Source organism: Roseateles sp. AC306 (assembly GCF_979253795.1).
Genome location: NZ_CEEDEB010000002.1, coordinates 62761 through 80608 on the forward strand (window position 1 = coordinate 62761; position 17848 = coordinate 80608).

Genomic DNA, 17848 nt, shown 5'->3' on the forward strand with positions numbered 1-17848 from the left:
TATGTACCAGTACACCGACTTCGACCGCCGCTTCGTCCACGCCCGAGCCGCGCAATACCGCGACCAGCTCGAACGCCACCTGACCGGCACCCTTGGCACCGACGAGTTCCGCGCCCTCCGCCTGCAAAACGGCTGGTACATCCAGCGCCACGCACCCATGCTGCGCGTGGCCGTGCCCTACGGTGAGCTGAGCAGCCGCCAGCTGCGCCAGCTGGCCCGCATCGCCCGCGAGTACGACCGCCAGCCCGACGGCCCCTTCGCGGGCCAGGGCGGCTACGGTCATTTCACGACGCGCCAGAACCTGCAATACAACTGGATCCCGCTCGTCGACAGCGCCACGGTGATGGAGCTGCTGGCCGAGGTCGACATGCACGGCATCCAGACCAGCGGCAACTGCATCCGCAACATCACCAGCGACGCCTTTGTCGGCATCGCGCCGGACGACATCGTCGACGCCCGCCCCTACTGCGAGATCCTGCGCCAGTGGAGCACCCTGCACCCCGAGTTCGCCCACCTGCCGCGCAAGTTCAAGATCGCCGTCTCCGGCGCCAAGGAAGACCGCGCAGCCATCGGCTGGCATGACATCGGCCTCCAGCTGAAGAAAAACGCTTCCGGCGAGGTCGGCTTCCAGGTCTTCGTCGGTGGCGGCATGGGCCGTACGCCGATTCCGGGCGTGGAGATCAATGCCTTCGTGCCCTGGCAGCACATCCTCGTCTACATCGAGGCCATCGTGCGCGTCTACAACCTGGCCGGCCGGCGCGACAACCTCTACAAGGCCCGCATCAAGATCCTCGTCAAGGCTGAAGGCCAGAAGTTCTTCGACGCGGTCAACGAGGAGTACCGCCGCATCCTGGCCGACGACAACGGCGGCCATGAGCACATCATTCCCCAGGCCGAGCTGGACCGCGTGGCGGCCTGCTTTGTCGACCCGGCCGGCGTCACGCCGACGGCCGAGCCCGTGCTCGACACCAGCGACCCGGCGTTCGCGCGCTGGCTGGCGCGCAACGTCGACGGCCACCGCGTGGCCGGTTATCGCGCCGTGACGCTGAGCCTCAAGCGCGTTGGCATCGCCCCGGGCGACACGACGGCCGACGTGATGGACACGGCCGCCGCGCTGGCCGACCAGTTCAGCCACGGCGAGCTGCGCGTCACGCACCGGCAGAACCTGGTGCTGCCCTGGGTGAAAGCCTCGGACCTGCCCGAACTCTTCCAGGCCGCCCGCGCCGCGGGTTTTGCCACGCCCAACGCCCGCCTGCTGACCGACCAGATCGCCTGCCCCGGCGGCGATTTCTGCGCGCTGGCCAACGCCCGCTCGCTGCCGCTGGCGGCCGAGATCGCCGAGCGCTACCAGGACCAGGACGAGCTGGAAGACCTCGGCGAACTGGACCTGCACATCAGCGGCTGCATCAACAGCTGCGGCCACCACCACAGCGGCCACATCGGCATCCTCGGCGTCGACAAGGACGGCACCGAGTGGTACCAGTTGACGCTCGGTGGCAGCGACGGCACAAAGCTGTCGGGCGCCACGACGGCCGGCAAGGTCATCGGCCCGAGCTTTGCGGCCGACGAGATCGCCGACGCCATCGACGCCGTCATCGACACCTTCAAGCGCGAGCGCCTCGCGGGCGAGCACTTCATCGACGCGGTGAAGCGCCTGGGCCTCGACCCGTTCAAGACCGCGGCCAACGCCGTTCGCGTGTCCACTGCCAAGGCCTGATCGATATGAAGTTTATCAACGCCACCACCTGCACCTGGAAGCATGCCGTCGGCGAAGACGGTCCCAAGCCCGATCCCGATCCGGCGCCGAACCGCCTGCTGTCGCTGGAGCAATGGCATGCCGTGCGCGCCCACTGGCCCAAGGATGTACCGGTCGCCATCGAGTTCCCGAACGACGCCGACATCAACCAGCTCGCGCCGGACCTCGACCACATCTCCCTCGTGGTGCTCGACTTCCCGAAGTGGACCGACGGCCGGGCCTACAGCCAGGCCCACATCCTGCGCAGCCGCTACAAGTTCAAGGGCGCCATCCGCGCGCGCGGCGAAGTGCTGGTGGACATGATGCAGCTGCTGGACCGCACCGGCTTCGACGAGGTCGTCATGCGCGGCGACCAGAGCCACGCCGCCGCGCAGAAGGCGCTGGACCTGTTCTCACCGGTCGGCTTCTATCAAGGCGACGTTGAAGAGACGCGGCCGTGGTTCCTGCGGAGCAAGGCGGCATGAGCGAAGTCAGCAGCCTGCCCTGGGCCGCCGCGCCTGCGGCCGGCAATGCCATCGGCCTGTACGCGAAGTGGACGCCCGCCCTGGACGCCAAGATCGATGCCGCGCTGCAACGCCTGCGTGACGCCAGCATCGAGCACGGCGACGGCCTGGTGCAGAGCAGCAGCCTGGGCGTGGAAGACATGGTCATCACCGACCTGATCGCCCGCACCCAGCTGCCCATCGCCATCTCGACGCTGGACACCGGCAAGCTGCATCCCGAGACGCTGGCGCTGCTGCCACGCATCGAGGCCCGCTACGGCCGCACGGTCGAGGTCTTCAAGCCGCAGTACGAAGCCGTCATCCAGTTCGTCACCCGCGAGGGCGAGGAGGCGATGTACAAGAGCATCGAGCTGCGCAAGGCCTGCTGCGGCATCCGCAAGATGGAGCCGCTGGGCCGCATGCTCGCCGGCCGCAGCGCCTGGATCACCGGCCTGCGCCGTGAACAGAGCGGCGCGCGCGGCGACGTGGCGTTTGACGAAGACGACGGCAACAGCCGCCGCAAGATCAGCCCCATCGCCGACTGGACCTGGGCCGAGGTCTGGGCCTATGTCGAGAAATACGACGTCCCCTACAACCCGCTGCATGACCAGTTCATGCCCAGCATCGGCTGCGCGCCTTGCACGCGCGCCATCGCCGTCGGCGAGGACTTCCGCGCCGGCCGCTGGTGGTGGGAAGACTCGACCAAGGAATGCGGACTGCACGCCAAATCATGAATGCTGCTGTGAAACCCGAACAACTCATTGCTGACGTCGACCACGCGCACCTCGATGCGCTGGAAGAGGAAGCCATCTTCATCCTGCGCGAGGTGGCCGCCAGCTTCGAGCGCCCCGCCCTGCTGTTCTCCGGCGGCAAGGACAGCTGCGTCGTGCTGCGCCTGGCCGAGAAGGCCTTCAAGATGAAGAACGCGGCGCATCCGAGTGGCTACTCGGGCTCGCTGCCGTTCCCTCTGGTGCACATCGACACGGGGCACAACTTCCCCGAGGTCATCACCTTCCGTGACCAGCGCGTGGCGGACATGGGCGAGCGCCTGATCGTCGGCCACCTCGAAGACTCGATGGCCAAGGGCACCATCCGCCTCAGCCACCCGCTGGAAAGCCGCAACGGCCACCAGACGGTGACGCTGCTGGAGACCATCGAGGAGCACAAGTTCGACTGCCTGATCGGCGGCGCCCGCCGCGACGAGGAGAAGGCCCGCGCCAAAGAGCGCATTTTCAGCCACCGCGACAGCTTCGGCCAATGGCAGCCCAAGGAGCAGCGCCCCGAGCTGTGGACGCTGTTCAACACGCGCATCCGCCCGGGCGAGCATTTCCGCTGCTTCCCCATCAGCAACTGGACCGAGTTGGACGTCTGGCTCTACCTCGCCCGCGAGAACATCCCGCTGCCGCAGATGTACTTCGCGCATGAACGCCAGGTCATCCGCCGCAAGGGCCTGCTGGTGCCGCTGACCGACGTGACGCCGCCGGAAGAAGGCGAGACTGTCGAGACAGCCTTGGTGCGCTTCCGCACCGTCGGCGACATGACCTGCACCTGCCCGGTCGAGAGCCCCGCCGCCAACGCGAGCGAGGTCGTGGCCGAAACGCTGACCGTGACCGTGAGTGAGCGCGGCGCCACGCGCATGGACGACCGCACCAGTGAAGCTTCGATGGAGAAGCGCAAGAAGGAAGGGTATTTCTGATGAAGGCGCTGCGATTCCTGACGGCCGGTTCCGTTGACGACGGCAAGAGCACGCTGATCGGCCGCCTGCTGTTCGACGGCCAGGCCATTCTGGCCGACCAGCTCGACACGCTGGAACGCCGCGCCGCCGGCCGGCCCATCGACCTGAGCCTGCTGACCGACGGCCTGGAAGCCGAGCGCGAGCAAGGCATCACCATCGACGTGGCCTACCGCTACTTCGCCACCAAGACACGCAAGTTCATCATTGCCGACGCCCCCGGCCATGAACAGTACACGCGCAACATGGTCACGGCCGCCGCCGGCAGCGATGCCGCCGTCGTGCTGGTGGACATCACCAAGCTGGACCTGACCGAAGCCGAAGTCACGCTGCTGCCGCAGACGCGCCGCCACTCGTTGCTGGCCCAGTTGCTGCGCGTGCCCAGCATCGTCTTCGCCATCAACAAGATCGATGCGCTGGATGACGCCGGCGCCGGCTTCGAGAAGGTCAAGACGGCGCTGGAGAAGTTCGCCGCCGCCGCCGGCCTGAACGTGGCCGCCACCGTGCCCGTCAGCGCGCTGCGTGGCGACAACGTCACCCAGCCGCTGGACGCGCCGTGGTGGAACGGCGAGAGCCTGCTGCAAGTGCTGGAGCGCCTGCCCACGCTGAGCGAGCGCGCCGACGCGCCGCTGAGCCTGCCTGTGCAATATGTGCAGAAGGACGCCTATCAGTCCGCCGGCACCGGCTTCCAGCCGCGCGTGCTCTGGGGCCGCATCGCCCACGGTGCAGTGAAGGCCGGGGACACCATCGAGGTGCTGCCGTCGAAGCAGACCGCCGTCGTCGCCGAAGTGCGCCTAGCCGGCGAGACCGTGCCCAGCGCCGAAGCCGGCGACTCGGCCGGCCTTGTGCTGGACCGCCAGCTCGACGTCAGCCGTGGTGACTGGATCGTCACGCCCGGCAGCGCTGCGGTCACCAAGACCTTCTCCGCCACGCTCGCCTGGCTGGACACCGAAGCCGCCAAGCCCGGCCGCAAGTACTGGGTGCGCCACGGCAACCGCTGGGTGCAGGCGCGCATCTCGGCCATCGACTCGGTGCTGGACATCAACACGCTGACGCCGCAGGACGCGCACGAGCTACCCGTCAACACCATCGGCCGCGTGCAGATGGAAGTGCAGCACGAACTGCCCGTCGAGCCCTTCGCGGACAACCGCGTCGGCGGCGCGCTGATCGTCGTCGACCCCGCCAGCCACCGCACCAGCGGCGCGCTGCTGGTGGATGTGCAAGCCGCTCCGGCGGAAGAGGCCTGGTAATGGCCGGACGGGTGATCTTCGTCAGCGCGGGCCCTGGCGCCGCCGACCTGATCACCGTGCGCGGTGCGCGGGCTCTGGGCACGGCCGACATCGTGCTGGCCGATGCCCTCGCGGACCCGGCGCTGCGCGACCTCGCGCCGCAGGCGCAGTGGCTGCTCGTCGGCAAGCGCGGCTATGAGCATTCGGCCAAGCAGGACGAGATCAACGCGCTGCTGCTGAAGGCCGCACACGAGCACGCCGTGGTCGTGCGGCTCAAGGGTGGCGACGCGAGCATCTTCGGCCGCCTGGAAGAAGAACTGGCGGCGCTGGCAGAGGTCGGCATCGCCAGCGAGGTCATCCCCGGCGTCACCGCCGCGCTGGCCGCCGCCGCGCACACGCGGCGCCCGCTGACCCGCCGCGGCCGCGGCCGCAATGTGTCGCTGACCACGGCGATGACCGAGACCGGCGAACTGCGCGCCGCGCTCAGCGCCGACACCGAAGTCTTCTACATGGCCGGCCGCCAGTTGGCCACGCTGGGCACCAAGCTCGTCGCCGCCGGCTGGCCGGCCGACACGCCAGCACTGGTCGTTTCGCGCGCAGGCTGCGCGGACGCCATCACCAGCGAGCACAGCATCGGCGACCTCGCCCATGCCGCACCGCTGCACGGCAACAGCCCCACGGTCGTGACGGTCGGCACAGGCGCCGCGCCGGTGCAGACCCAGGCCGACCAGCCTCCCGCCTCTAAAATCGTCGTTTCGCCTGAAAAGGCGCCCCTTACTTCCCAGAGCCGCTCATGACCCACGTCGTCACCGAAGCCTGCATCCGCTGCAAATACACCGACTGCGTTGACGTCTGCCCGGTCGACTGCTTCCGCGAAGGCCCGAACTTCCTGACCATCGACCCGGATGAATGCATCGACTGCGCTGTCTGCATCCCCGAGTGCCCGGTCAACGCCATCCTGCCTGAAGAGGACGTGCCCGGCGATCAGATCCACATGATCAAGATCAATGCCGACCTGGCCAAGGGCTGGCCCAGCATCACCAAGCGCAAGCCGCCGCTGCCCGATGCCGACGATTGGAAAGACAAGACGGGCAAGCTGCCTGAGCTGATCCGCTGAACCTTCGTTTTTCGCCATGCAGGCAGTACAGATCCGACCCGATGCCATCACGACCGACGCTGTCATCGTCGGCGCGGGCCCGGTCGGGCTGTTCCAGGTCTTCGAGCTGGGCCTGCTGGAGATCAAGGCCCACATCATCGACAGCCTGGCCTACCCTGGTGGCCAGTGCATCGAGCTGTATCCCGACAAGCCCATCTACGACATCCCGGCCGTGCCGGTGTGCACCGGCAAGGAGCTGACGGACAACCTGCTCAGGCAGATCGCGCCCTTCGGCGCGACCTTTCACCTGGGCCAGGAAGTCACGGTTGTGCAGCAGCGCGATGAAGGCGGCTTCATTGTCGAGACCAGCAAGGGCACGCAGTTCGCCACCAAGACCGTCTTCATCGCCGGCGGCGTCGGCAGCTTTCAGCCGCGCACGCTGAAGGTCGAGGGCGTCGAGCCCTACGAGGGCAGCCAGGTCCACTACCGCGTCAAGAGCCCGGTGGACTTCGCCGGCAAGCACCTGCTCATCATGGGCGGCGGCGACTCGGCGCTGGACTGGGCGCTGAACTTCTGCGCCGGCAACGCCGATGGCAACCCGCACAAGGCGGCGAGCGTCATCCTCGTGCACCGCCGCGACGGCTTCGCCGCCGCCCCTGCCAGCGTCGCGAAGATGAGGGCCCTGTGCGACGCCCAGGAGATGCAGTTCATCGTCGGCCAGGCCACCGGCATCGCCGAACAAAACGGCCAGCTCACCGGCGTCAAAATCACCGGCAACGACGGCATCACGCGCGTCGTGCCCTGCGACCAGGTGCTGACCTTTTTCGGCCTCAGCCCCAAGCTCGGGCCCATTGCCGAATGGGGCCTGGCGCTGGAACGAAAGCAGATCGTCGTCGACACCGAGAAGTTCGAGACCAGCGTGCCGGGCATCTTTGCGGTAGGCGACGTGAACAGCTACCCAGGCAAGAAGAAGCTGATCCTGAGCGGCTTTCATGAGACGGCGCTCGCCGCCTTCGGGGCGGCGCCGTATGTCTTTCCAGACAAGCGCGTGCACCTCCAGTACACGACGACCAGCCCCAGGCTGCACAAGGTGCTGGGCGTGGAGTCGCCGGTGTTCGACTGAGCCGCCCCGCGTTCGCATGCGAAGCCGCCTATGGGCGGCTTTCCTACATCCGCGCTGGTCGAAACGGGGCATGCTGGCTCGTCGTTCCTGACCACCGCAATGCAAGGAGACCGAGATGCGTGTCATGGTGATCGTGAAAGCCACTGCCGATTCCGAAGCGGGCCGCCTGCCCACCACCGAGGAATTCACCGCGATGGGTGCGTTCAACGAAGAGCTGGTCAAGGCTGGCATCCTGGAAATGGGCGACGGCCTGAAGCCCACTGCTGCCGGCAAGCGCGTTCGCTTCTCGGGCCCGAACCGTGCCGTCATCGACGGCCCCTTCGGCGCACCCCACGACCAGATCGCCGGTTTCTGGATATGGAAGGTGGCGTCCCTCGAAGAAGCCATCGAGTGGGTCAAGCGCTGCCCCAACCCGATGCGGGGCGACAGCGAGATCGAGATCCGACCGTTCTACGAAGCCGAGGACTTCGGCAGCAGCTACACCGACGAGCTGCGCGCGCAGGAAGACGGGCTGCGGGCCGACCTGGCCGCACGCCAGGGCACCGCCTGAACGGCCCGTAGAATCCAGCCCGACGCGCCGCTCCGTGCAGCGCGTCTTCGCTAGGGGTGTTGATGGCCTTGTGTCATCGACTGAGACAGTCCCTTTGAACCTGACTGGACGCGCAGCAATGCGCTTCCGAGTCCCCGAAAGGGGATTCGAGGTAATCCTCGCGCAGGGAAGCACGCTGATAGCTCAGGCCGAATCTTCGTCTCTCGACCCTGGGCTCCGTCGTTTGCCGACCTGCCATCGCTTTGCATTCCGATGGCACGACCCACTCTTTCCCTCACCGCCTCCGCCGCCGCCTTGCTGGCCGCCGGCATCGCTTCTGCCCAATCCCTGCCCCAGGTCCGCGTGACCGGCAAGGCCACCGAGGCCGTGCCCAGCCTGTCTGGCTTCAACGACCCGCCGGCCAAGCTGCCGATGCAGGCGCTGAGCCTCTCCGCCGAGCGGCTGGACGACCTCGGCATCACGCAGCTCTCGGGCATCACCAAGCTCGACGCTTCCGTCTCCGACGCTTACAACGCCGTCGGCTATTGGTCACAGCTCAAGATTCGCGGCTTCGCCCTCGACAACCGCTTCAACCTGCGCCGCGACGGCCTGCCCATCAGTGGCGAGACCGCGCTGTCGCTGGTCAACAAGTCCGGCATCGAGGTGCTGAAGGGCAGCTCCGGCATGCAAGCGGGCACCAGCTCGCCGGCCGGCATCGTCAATTTTGTCGTCAAGCGCCCGCTGGCCGACGATGCCACAGCGCTGATGCTGGAAGCCATCCAGGGCGGCTCGGTGCAGGCCAGCCTGGACCACTCGCAACGCTTCGGCCCCAACCGCGAGTTCGGTGTCCGCGTCAACCTCGCAGCGGCCCACCTCGACCCGCAACTGCGAAACAGCAAGGGCCGGTCCCACACGGCTGCGCTGGCCACCGACTGGCGCCTCAGCCCCGACACCCTCGTCGAGGCCGAGATCGAGCTCAACCGCCAGAGCCAGCCCAGCCAGCAAGGCTTCAGCCTGCTCGGCAACCGCCTGCCCGACGCCAACAGCGTCGACCCCAAGCTCAGCCTGAACAATCAGCCCTGGAGCCTGCCTGTCGTCTTCGACAACACGCATGCGTCGCTGCGTGTGCAGCACAAGCTGAGCGGCGATTGGCGCGTGCAGGCAGCCCTGGGCATCCAGCGTCTGCGCAGCGACGACCGCCTGGCCTATGCATTCGGTTGTTCCGCCGTCGACGACTACTCGCGCTTCTGTGCCGACGGCACTTATGACCTTTACGACTTCCGCAGCGAGAACGAACACCGCGACACGACGGCGCTTGACGTCTCCGCCAGCGGCCCGGTGCAACTGGCCGGCCAGCGCCATGACGTCACCGTCGGCGGGCTGACGAGCCAGTTCAAGAGCCGCTTCCAGCGCCAGGCCTACAACTGGGCCGGCATCGGCAATGTCGATGGCAGCACGGTCACCGCGCCACAGCCTGATCTCACCGACGAGAACACCAACCGCGATGAGCGCAGCAACGAGCTCTACCTGCGCGACCGAGTGGCGCTGAGCGCCGACACCAGCGCCTGGCTCGGTCTGCGCCACACCCGCCTGCACCGCGAAAGCGTGCGCACCGACGGCTCGCGGCCCACCGACTACTCGCAAAGCGTCACCACGCCGTGGGTCGCGCTCAGCCACGCCATCGCCAGCGACTGGCTGGTTTACGCCAGCTGGGGCCAGGGCATCGAAAGCGAAGTCGCTCCCAACCGTGCGCGCTACAAGAACCGCGGCCAGGCCCTGCCCGCGCTGAAGAGCCGCCAGACAGAGATCGGCCTGAAGACCGGCAGCCAGCGTGTCGAAGGCTCGCTGACCCTCTTCGATATCCGCCGCCCGGCGTGGCGAGATGTCGTGCTAACCGGGTTCACGGAGTGCAGCGCCAACGACAGCTGCGAACGCCGGGCCGACGGCTACGCTCGCCATCGCGGCGTCGAAGCGAGCGCCGACCTGAAGTGGAGCGGTGGCGGCCTGTTCGGCAGCGTCATGCGCATGCACGCACGCCGCGAAGGCAGCGCCGACGCGAGCCTCAACGGCAACCGGCCAGACAACGTGCCCGAGACGACCCTCAAGGCCCACGTACGCCAGGACCTGCTGCCCGGCCTGCAGGCCCAACTGGGGCTGCGCTTCGAAGCCCGCCGTTTCGCAACGCCCGACAACAGCGTTGCCGTGCCCGCGTGGACGGTGGTCGACGCCGGGCTGCGCTACACACAGCTGCAGGGCAACCAGACCTGGATCTGGCGCGCCGCCGTGGACAACCTGACCAACCGCCGCGCCTGGCGCGAGTCCCCGTTCCAGTTCGACCACAGCTACCTCTACCCGCTCAGCTCCCGCACCTTGCGCGCGAGCCTGGAGGTCCGGCTCTGAGACCCTGAAAAAGACTGCTATAGTCACGGGCTCTGTTCCTCGATAGCTCAGTCGGTAGAGCGCCGGACTGTTAATCCGTAGGTCCCTGGTTCGAGCCCAGGTCGGGGAGCCAGAAATTCAGAGATTGGCGCGCAAGCGCTAATTTTCAGAGTCGGCACGCAAGTGCCGAGCACAACAACAAGAGCCTGCTGCAACCGAACGGCAGGCAGTCGTCAAAGACAATTCCTCGATAGCTCAGTCGGTAGAGCGCCGGACTGTTAATCCGTAGGTCCCTGGTTCGAGCCCAGGTCGGGGAGCCATCTGTGCTTGCTATGAACCGAGTTCCCGTCCATCTGGATGAGGCACTCGGGCTTGTAGCTCACCTCCACCTCTTCGGGGTGGACGGTGATCTGGTCAGCGATGCTGGCCATAAAAGCTCGTATTGATCGGGGGTCTTCGGACCCCCGAATTGTTTTTCTGAAGACTTCCGCCGCCTCGACCGGTGTGATGTCTAGCCGGCCCAGTTGAGGTTCGGCTTCGTTCTCCAGGCTTTGCAGGCTCGCCTCGAGCTTCGACACCTGGTCATTGAGCGCCCGCAGCCGTGGCCCCATTTCGGCCACGCCAGGCGCGTCGACACCCGCCAACTCCAACACGTCATAAAGCTTCGCTCGCCTGCCTTCCACGGCGCGAAGTTCAAGCACGAGTGCGGTGCGCCGCTGAGCCCGATCTTTTACCCAGCGCGTCGCCGCTTCGTCGAGCTGGTCCAGCATGCGCTGGATGGCGTCAGGCGACAGCAGCTTGTCCATCAGTTCGTCGACCATCAAAGTGTCGAACGTGTCAGCGCGGAACCGCTTGAACGAGCAGCTCCGGCCTTGCAGGTCGTTCCTGCAAGCGTAGTACGAGTAGACGATGTTCCCGCGGCCTGTGCCTGTGCAGATCTGCAGGGAACTGCTGCAAAGGCCGCATCGCAGCAGGCCAGTGAAAACGTGGCTGCTGACGGCAGCACCACGGTCCTGCGTTGGCGCACGCTCCTCCAGCCCTTTCTGGGCCAATTCGAAGATGTCGGCACCAACAAGGGCTTGATGGCCCTGTGCGCGCGACCACTCCTCGACGGGTCTGGGGCTGCGTGTCTTGCTGTTGAATCGGTTGAAGATGACCTGGCCCATGTAGACCTCGTTTTTCAGCAGGTAAAGAAGCGTGCCCTTCGACCAGCGCTTGCCACGAAGCAGCAGGCCGTCGGCGTTGAGCTTGGAAGCGATCAGCAGCGTGCCGTGGCCTTGCCCGGCTAGGTCGAAGATCTGACGTACAACGGCAGCCTCCGCTTCGTTCGGCACGAGGCGGTGGCGCTTGCTACCGGGCACGGTGGCCGTGCTGTAGCCAAATGGCACGCGGCCACCCATGAAGAAGCCTTCGCCGGCGGCCTTCATCATGCTGCGCTTGGTGTCCGCAGCGATCTGGCGTGAGTAAGACTCATCGATGACCTGCTGGAAGCTGTCCAGCATCCAGCCCTCGTGCGAGTTCAGGTTGATCTCCGACTGCGCGTATACGAGCTGCGTGCGATAGCTCACCAGCTCTCGCTTATAGGCGATGGCGTCGTGCTGATCTCGAGCGAACCTGCTGCTGCTCCAGCAGACGAAGTAGTCGATGTCCCCCAGCGAACACCGGCTGATCGCCGAGCGAAAGCCCGGCCGCGCATCGGTCGTCCCGGAAATGCCCTCATCCCGAAAGATCGTGACGACGGTACCGCCCATGCCCTCGGCCTTGCGCCTGCAGGACTCAATCTGACTTTCGATCGACAGCCCTTCATCGGCCTGGCGGTCGGTACTCACCCGCACGTAGATGACGGCCAGCTTCATGCAGGCACCTTAGCTGCCTTGACCAGACGCAATAGCTGACGTTGGCTCAGTTCCTCACCAAGGTCGCGTCGAATCATGGTGTAGATCTCGCGCGGCTTTAGGCCAGAGTGCACCAGCGTCTCGATGTACCGATTGCGCTGGTAGCGATCGAAGGCCCGCACAGAGCGCAGGCGCAGCTCGATCAAGCCCGAGGCCTTGCGCAGCGAGCGATCGCCCGACCATGCGCGCCACAGCGCCACGAAGGCGTCGTAGCCCACCAGGCGCACGACGTCCAGCCAGGCTGCTTGCAGGCCGATATCGATCATCTCGGCCATGTCGGCCCGCTCACGCGCCGGCCCGCGCATCGGCATCGGCGAGCGCGCGGCCTCGGCCACGATCGCGCGCTCGAGATCGCGCGGGAAGAGATCCTGGCTGCATGCCTGCAAGGCGGCGTCGCGCATGCGCTGCTGCATGTACAGGCTCAGGCGGTGGGCGTGTTTGGCCACCATGCGATTGCCTTCCCAGCGCGTCGACGCGACTTGGTTGACCATCTTGCGCGTCGTGTGGTGGTCGCCAAATTGCGAGCGCAGCTGCAGGTGGATCTCGGCCGTCTTGAAGCCAGAAGCAGCCATGCGACGGATGAACAGATCCCGCTGCATGCGCTCGTACCAGGCGAAGTCGCGCAGCTGGATCACGATCTGGTTGTCCTCGGTGAGCACGCGAGCATCGGCCGACAGGTGGCGCCACAGTGTCATGAACCGGTCGTAGCCGAGAAACGTCGCGACGCCGAGCCACATCGCGGAGAGCCCGATCTCCTCGAGCTCGAGCATGCGCAGATCTCGCGAGCCATCCGCGAGCGGCGGCACCGGCCAGAGGCGCGGAAGTTCTGCACCGTTGCATCCGTTCAGGTACCCACCTCCCCCCCTGCCGGGGCGCCGGGACGCCTGCCGACCCCCCACCCCCTGGGCGGGCGCGGGCACCGGCGCGGCCTGGCCGTCGGGCCACAGGTCCAACGTGCACGCTGCTGCCTCATCGCCGCGTGTTTCAGGCGTCATTGCGTACCCCCTCCCACAGTGAGATGAGCCACGCGCCACCGCGCCTTTTGTCAAAGCACGCAGTGGCGCAGACATGCTCGTTTGTGTCCTCATCCATGACTTAGCCCGTTCCTGTTACAGATTTGGACGGTGCGCGCAATCGACTCACACCATCGATGTTTCCTGCCATATGCCCTTCGCTGCATGGTGACCCTCTCTCAGTTGTGTCCGCATGCATGGACGAGACGCCCTCGCCTTGACCCGCCGCTCAGCCCAGGCGGCGCAGGATCTCGGTGACCGGCGTCTTGATCTTGGTCAGCGGCGACGTCGCATCCATCACCCGCGTCTTGCGTCGCATGGCCAGCCCGTCGTACATCGCCGTCGTCTTCGGGTCGCTGTGGCCCAGCAGCTCGCCACGCATGATCAAGTTCACGTCGTCCTCGCCCAGCTCAGCGCCGAACAGGTGCCGCAGCGCGTGAGGGTGCCTCTCAGCCTCAGGGATGCCCACAGCCTCGCCATACCGCTGGATCAGGCCCCACACCGACTTGCGCGTCAGCCGCACTGCATCGCCACGGTACTCATGCGCCGGCACCCGCGTGTTGCGGGCGTTCACGAACAGCACTCGCCGGCCGCTCGGCAGCAGCCTGTCGTACCCGGCCAGGTCCTCGTGGTCCAGATACGTCCGCAGCAGCATTTCAGCCTCGCGTGGCACCGGCAGCAGCCGCTCCTTCTCGCCCTTCTCCACAACGCGCAGCGACAACCGCGGCTTGCCCTCCAGCTGGTCGTTGCGCAGGCTCTCCACGTCCAGGTTGACCAGGCCGGACACGCGCAGCCCACAGCCGATCAACAGCGACAGCATGGCCGCGTCCCGCAGCCCGAGGAACGTCGCCAGGTCCGGCGCCCACATCAGCTTCTCCGCGTTGGCCAGGCTCATCGCCTCAGGGATCGGCTTCCCTGTCTTCGGGTGAAGCAGCCCGCCGGCGACGTCGACGGCGATACGCCCACGCTCGGTCGCCCACGCAAAGAAGCCACGCACCGCCGAGATGTACGGCTTGCGCGACCTGGCCACCACGCCCCGCTTGTGCAGCCAGATGCCGCAGAACGCCTCCAGCTCCATGGCTTGAGCCGTCAGCAGCGCCCTGCCCTGCATGAACTCCTGTAGCCGCGCCAGGCACGCGCCATACGCCTCCAGCGTGCGCGGCCGCCGGCCGCGGGTACCTTGCAGGTAGGCCATGAAACCTTCGATCGCCTCGGAATCGGACGGATGACCCTGCATATTGGCCTTCTCCAGGGGGGCACAGGGAGAAATTCCCGTGGATGCGTGGAAGGCCCATTTTAAAACCATGCAAACCCAGTATCCATGCGGGTTTGCGGCCGATTCCTAATCCACGGATTGACCCGTGGAAGGGGGTCCAACCCGTGGTTACATATTTCCGACCCGTGGCCGACCCGTGGATATAGATTTCCTCGCTCACCCCCGTATTTTTTCTCTTCTTCTATATAAATCAAAGAGATAGAGATACCAAGCGGCGGCGATCGCAAACTGGCAGTAGTGGACAAAACATACTGACCCGTGGAAAAAGCAGCTCGACCCGTGGACTAAAAATGAGGCAACTCGTAACCTCTCATAGAGGCTCTCATTGAGCCAAGCTATTTCATCCACTGATCCACGGCTATTTGCGCGCCTCCCTCCCTTCCCACAGGAAATTTGAACGCTGGCGCCGCTCCCTTTGTCCCAGCTCCGCCTCTGCCCCGGCTTTTTCGGTTGGGGGTACGGGGGGAATGTCTGACAGAGCACGCCGGCGCGCCGAGTCCATGCGAGCGCACGGGACCGCGCCTTGCTCAGGTCTGACCTCCGACCGTTTTCACGCGCTGAGGTGGCCGCATTGCAGCTGCACTACTCCCAGTACGAGATCTGGATCTCTGCCCACGAACAAGTGCGCCGCATAGAAGCCGCCTTCGCCGAGATGACCCTGGCCGGGACCCTGCCGGTCAACTACCTAGCCACGATCAGAGCGGTCCGTGCACACGAGCGCATCTGCTTCAAAAACTGGTTCAGCGGCTGCCAGCGCCGTGCGGACGAAATTGCGGGCCGATCAGGCGGCGCGCCCTAGCCGCGCGCGCACGGCCCCCACGGTCGCCCGAACCATCCCGGTCCGCAGCACACCCTGGTCAAAGTACTCGGCCTTCGTCGGCCCCAGCACCCCGGCGCGGATCTCCGGCCCCAGCCGGTCCAGCGCCTCCAGAGTCGTCTCCCGCCCTGCCCGGTCCTCGTCCGTCACCTGGTGCGCAAACCGCGCCACAACGAAGCTGAGCGTGTTCGGGTGCGCTGGCCACGGGCAGCGCTTCCGGTCCGGGTACACGCCCGCGCCCAGCCCGTGCAGGTTCTGCTTGGCCAGCAGGTCGCACACATCGGCCCGGGGGTGCCGGGGGCTCAGCAGGAACTGAAAGCCCACCACCCCAGGCGCCTCGGCCGCCCCGCCCATGTACGCCTCGCCATGCGCCCGGTTCACCTCAGTACGCATCACGCGCAGCACGTTGGCCAACGCCGTGGCCTGGTCGCCCCCATCGCCGCCGGCGCCGTCGTGCAGCACATCGGCCGCCCGCATGACCCGCGTCGTGTCGCCGGCGCGCCTGGCCGCCTCGGTCTGCGCCGGCACCGGCTGGCCGCGCATGATCAGCTCCTGCGCCGCCTTGTCCGCGCTCCAGCCCTGCACCACAGCCTGCTGAATCACGCCCGTCACCGCCTGCCGCGCACCTCGGTCCACCCGCCAAAGCCGGTCACTGAGGCTCAACCCATCCGCCGCCCGAAAGTGCTCGACGAACACCACCGCCGCGTCCACTTGGCGCATCGCATCGCCAGCCGCCAGCACGCCAGCCCCAGGCGCTGCTGGCGTCCCGCCCGCGCCCAGTTGCAGCTCCGTCAGCGGCTGCACACCCAGCTCGGCCGCCTGCCGTATCGCCTGGCCGATCGCATCGCTCTGAGCGCTGGCCAGGCCGTCCAGCACGCCCTCCACCCTGGCCAGCAACCCGCGCATCTGCTCGAGCCGCACTGAGCTGCCCGAGCCTGACGCCGCCGCGGCCGCCGCGATCGCGGCGCGCACGTTCTCCGCCGCTGCCTGGTAACTCTCCGTCAGCCGCTCCACGAGCTGCGCGTCCAGCCGCTCCATCGCGGCATGCGCCTGGCGGCTCGCCCGCACGATCGCCGAGGCGATGGCCGTGCGCGTCAGCTCGGCCATCAGCCGCGCCCCTTCCCGCCGTTGCTCCCAGGCACCGGCACGCTCGTCGCGCTCTCACCCTTGCGCGCATTCCCCGGTGTCACCTTGACCGCTGGCTTGCCGCTCTGCCCCTCTTGGCCGGGGGCCGGGGGGTACGGGTCATGGTCCTTCGCCCAAGCGTCGACGGCATCCGCCACGGTCTTGGGGTCATAGCCCATCTCCTCCCACACCATCGGCGGCGGCAGGCCCAGGGCCAGCATCTTCAGCGCCAGGTCGGCCACCTGGTTGGGCGTCTCCGTCCGCCGCTCCGCCATCCGCGCCGAGAACTCCTCCGGCCCGGCCACGATGCCTCGAAACAGCAGGTGAATCCGGAACGCCGCCTCGTACTCATGCGCCAGCGTGTCCTGCACGTGGTCGATCTCGTCGAAGTAATCCCGCTTCAGGTCCTCCAGCACGTCGCGAGAGACACCGTCCACGTAGCCCGCCAGCGCCTTGTTCACCGGCGTGCCTGCGAAGAAGCTGTCCAGCAGGTGCACGACATCGGCGATGTGGTCCAGGTTCGCGTCACCCTGCAGGGCAGTCACCCCTCCGCGCTTCGTCGAATAGAAGTCGGTGTTGATCTCGCCCTTCTCGCCTTCCACCTCGCGTCGGTACGTTTCAAGCGCGATCTGGTCTGCTCCCTCCAGCACATGCGAAAGGCGCAGCGGCGCCCTCGTCCGCCGGCGGATCACCAGGTCCTCCTCCGTCATCATCAGCATGCGCCACTTCGTGCACACCGCATCAAGCAGTGGTCGCCCCATCTCGCCCAGGTCGTCGAAGTTCAGCGGGTCGTAGCGCGCCATAGGCAGCTGCCACGCCGCAAACGTGGCTATCACCTGCCCTGTCACCACGTTGCGCTGCTCATAGGCCGCCGCGGCGTCGCTGAAGCGCCCTCCGTCATTCACGATCGGCACGATCGTCTCCGCCGGCATCCGCACCGCCGCGTCCACCTGTCGGCCGTCCACGCTCAGCACCAACTGCAGCGGCAGGTTTCCCTCGCACACCAGGCCTCGCGCATCGCTGCGGATCTTCTGCGCGTTCGTCAGCTGCAGCCGCTGCGCAAAGTCCAGCCACTCGCGCCGCAGCGTCTCGCTGCTCGCCTTCTCTCGAAACTGCATCACCAGCCCGCCCCTGATCGTGTCGCGGCAGATCCGGCTGTGAATCATCTTCACCCGGCCGTCGCTCACCTCCATCTGCCGCAGCGTCAGGATCTTCTCCCGCACCTCCGTGCTAACCGCGAACTGCCGGTACATCCGCCGCATCGCCTCGTCGGCCGGCACCCGTGCACCGCGCTCCATCGGCATGCCCGTCACCGCGGGCGGCTGCGCCGCGCGCGCCTTCGCCCAGCCATCGCCCAGCACCAGCTTCTCGGTCGTTTGGATCTTCATCACTCGCT

16 protein-coding genes and 2 tRNA genes are annotated in these 17848 nt (G+C 66.8%); 13 read left to right on the forward strand and 5 right to left on the reverse strand.

Going from position 1 to position 17848, the window contains the following annotated elements; translation table 11 throughout:
* The first annotated feature begins 1 nt into the window (after position 1).
* The 12 genes from AC0IZJ_RS04960 (at position 2) to AC0IZJ_RS05015 (ending at position 10646) form a co-directional block, all read left to right on the forward strand.
* Complete coding sequence (locus AC0IZJ_RS04960; RefSeq protein ID WP_471847267.1) at positions 2–1717, forward strand: nitrite/sulfite reductase; 1716 nt, start codon at positions 2–4, stop codon at positions 1715–1717.
* A 5-nt stretch (positions 1718–1722) separates the two neighbouring features.
* The gene (locus tag AC0IZJ_RS04965; RefSeq protein WP_471847269.1) at positions 1723–2220 is read left to right on the forward strand and encodes a DUF934 domain-containing protein; all 498 of its coding nucleotides are present in this window, start codon (positions 1723–1725) and stop codon (positions 2218–2220) included.
* A complete protein-coding gene (locus AC0IZJ_RS04970) occupies positions 2217–2972 on the forward strand; it encodes a phosphoadenylyl-sulfate reductase (RefSeq protein ID WP_471847271.1) in 756 nt (251 codons plus the stop codon). The genes AC0IZJ_RS04965 and AC0IZJ_RS04970 overlap by 4 nt, the downstream gene beginning before the upstream one ends.
* Complete coding sequence (gene cysD, locus AC0IZJ_RS04975) at positions 2969–3934, forward strand: sulfate adenylyltransferase subunit CysD (protein ID WP_471847273.1); 966 nt, start codon at positions 2969–2971, stop codon at positions 3932–3934. The genes AC0IZJ_RS04970 and cysD overlap by 4 nt, the downstream gene beginning before the upstream one ends.
* Positions 3934–5220 (forward strand): sulfate adenylyltransferase subunit 1, encoded by a 1287-nt coding sequence (locus tag AC0IZJ_RS04980; RefSeq protein WP_471847275.1) that lies wholly within the window; start codon positions 3934–3936, stop codon positions 5218–5220. The genes cysD and AC0IZJ_RS04980 overlap by 1 nt, the downstream gene beginning before the upstream one ends.
* On the forward strand, positions 5220–5996 hold the full coding sequence (gene cobA / locus AC0IZJ_RS04985; RefSeq protein ID WP_471847277.1) for a uroporphyrinogen-III C-methyltransferase: 777 nt from the start codon (positions 5220–5222) through the stop codon (positions 5994–5996). Before AC0IZJ_RS04980 ends, cobA begins: the two co-directional genes overlap by 1 nt.
* Complete coding sequence (gene fdxA, locus AC0IZJ_RS04990) at positions 5993–6316, forward strand: ferredoxin FdxA (RefSeq protein WP_457419603.1); 324 nt, start codon at positions 5993–5995, stop codon at positions 6314–6316. Before cobA ends, fdxA begins: the two co-directional genes overlap by 4 nt.
* A gap of 16 nt (positions 6317–6332) precedes the next feature.
* Entirely contained in the window at positions 6333–7418 is a 1086-nt protein-coding gene (locus tag AC0IZJ_RS04995; RefSeq protein WP_471847279.1) for an NAD(P)/FAD-dependent oxidoreductase, read from the forward strand.
* 115 nt (positions 7419–7533) lie between these two features.
* The gene (locus tag AC0IZJ_RS05000; RefSeq protein WP_471847281.1) at positions 7534–7968 is read left to right on the forward strand and encodes a YciI family protein; all 435 of its coding nucleotides are present in this window, start codon (positions 7534–7536) and stop codon (positions 7966–7968) included.
* 252 nt (positions 7969–8220) lie between these two features.
* Positions 8221–10347, forward strand: a complete 2127-nt coding sequence (locus AC0IZJ_RS05005) for a TonB-dependent siderophore receptor (protein ID WP_471847283.1) — start codon at positions 8221–8223, stop codon at positions 10345–10347.
* Between the two features lie 36 nt (positions 10348–10383).
* A tRNA-Asn gene (locus AC0IZJ_RS05010) sits at positions 10384–10459 on the forward strand.
* A 111-nt stretch (positions 10460–10570) separates the two neighbouring features.
* A tRNA-Asn gene (locus AC0IZJ_RS05015) sits at positions 10571–10646 on the forward strand.
* Here AC0IZJ_RS05015 and AC0IZJ_RS05020 read toward each other — a convergent pair.
* From AC0IZJ_RS05020 to AC0IZJ_RS05030, 3 genes are all read right to left on the reverse strand, one after another.
* Complete coding sequence (locus tag AC0IZJ_RS05020; protein WP_471848461.1) at positions 10605–12182, reverse strand: recombinase family protein; 1578 nt, start codon at positions 12180–12182, stop codon at positions 10605–10607. The genes AC0IZJ_RS05015 and AC0IZJ_RS05020 overlap by 42 nt on opposite strands.
* Complete coding sequence (locus AC0IZJ_RS05025) at positions 12179–12991, reverse strand: hypothetical protein (RefSeq protein ID WP_471847285.1); 813 nt, start codon at positions 12989–12991, stop codon at positions 12179–12181. Before AC0IZJ_RS05025 ends, AC0IZJ_RS05020 begins: the two co-directional genes overlap by 4 nt.
* A 472-nt stretch (positions 12992–13463) precedes the next feature.
* A complete protein-coding gene (locus AC0IZJ_RS05030) occupies positions 13464–14429 on the reverse strand; it encodes a tyrosine-type recombinase/integrase (protein ID WP_471847287.1) in 966 nt (321 codons plus the stop codon).
* Positions 14430–15081: 652 nt separating this feature from the next.
* Between AC0IZJ_RS05030 and AC0IZJ_RS05035 the strand changes: the two genes are divergently transcribed.
* Positions 15082–15309, forward strand: coding sequence for a hypothetical protein (locus tag AC0IZJ_RS05035; RefSeq protein WP_471847289.1), 228 nt, complete (start codon positions 15082–15084; stop codon positions 15307–15309).
* Here AC0IZJ_RS05035 and AC0IZJ_RS05040 read toward each other — a convergent pair.
* A complete protein-coding gene (locus AC0IZJ_RS05040; protein WP_471847291.1) occupies positions 15292–16434 on the reverse strand; it encodes a hypothetical protein in 1143 nt (380 codons plus the stop codon). The two genes, AC0IZJ_RS05035 and AC0IZJ_RS05040, sit on opposite strands and share 18 nt — an antisense overlap.
* Positions 16434–17840 carry a hypothetical protein gene (locus tag AC0IZJ_RS05045; RefSeq protein ID WP_471847293.1) on the reverse strand — a complete coding sequence of 469 codons (1407 nt, stop codon included), beginning with the start codon at positions 17838–17840 and terminating at the stop codon, positions 16434–16436. The genes AC0IZJ_RS05040 and AC0IZJ_RS05045 overlap by 1 nt, the downstream gene beginning before the upstream one ends.
* Positions 17841–17848: the final 8 nt, after the last annotated feature.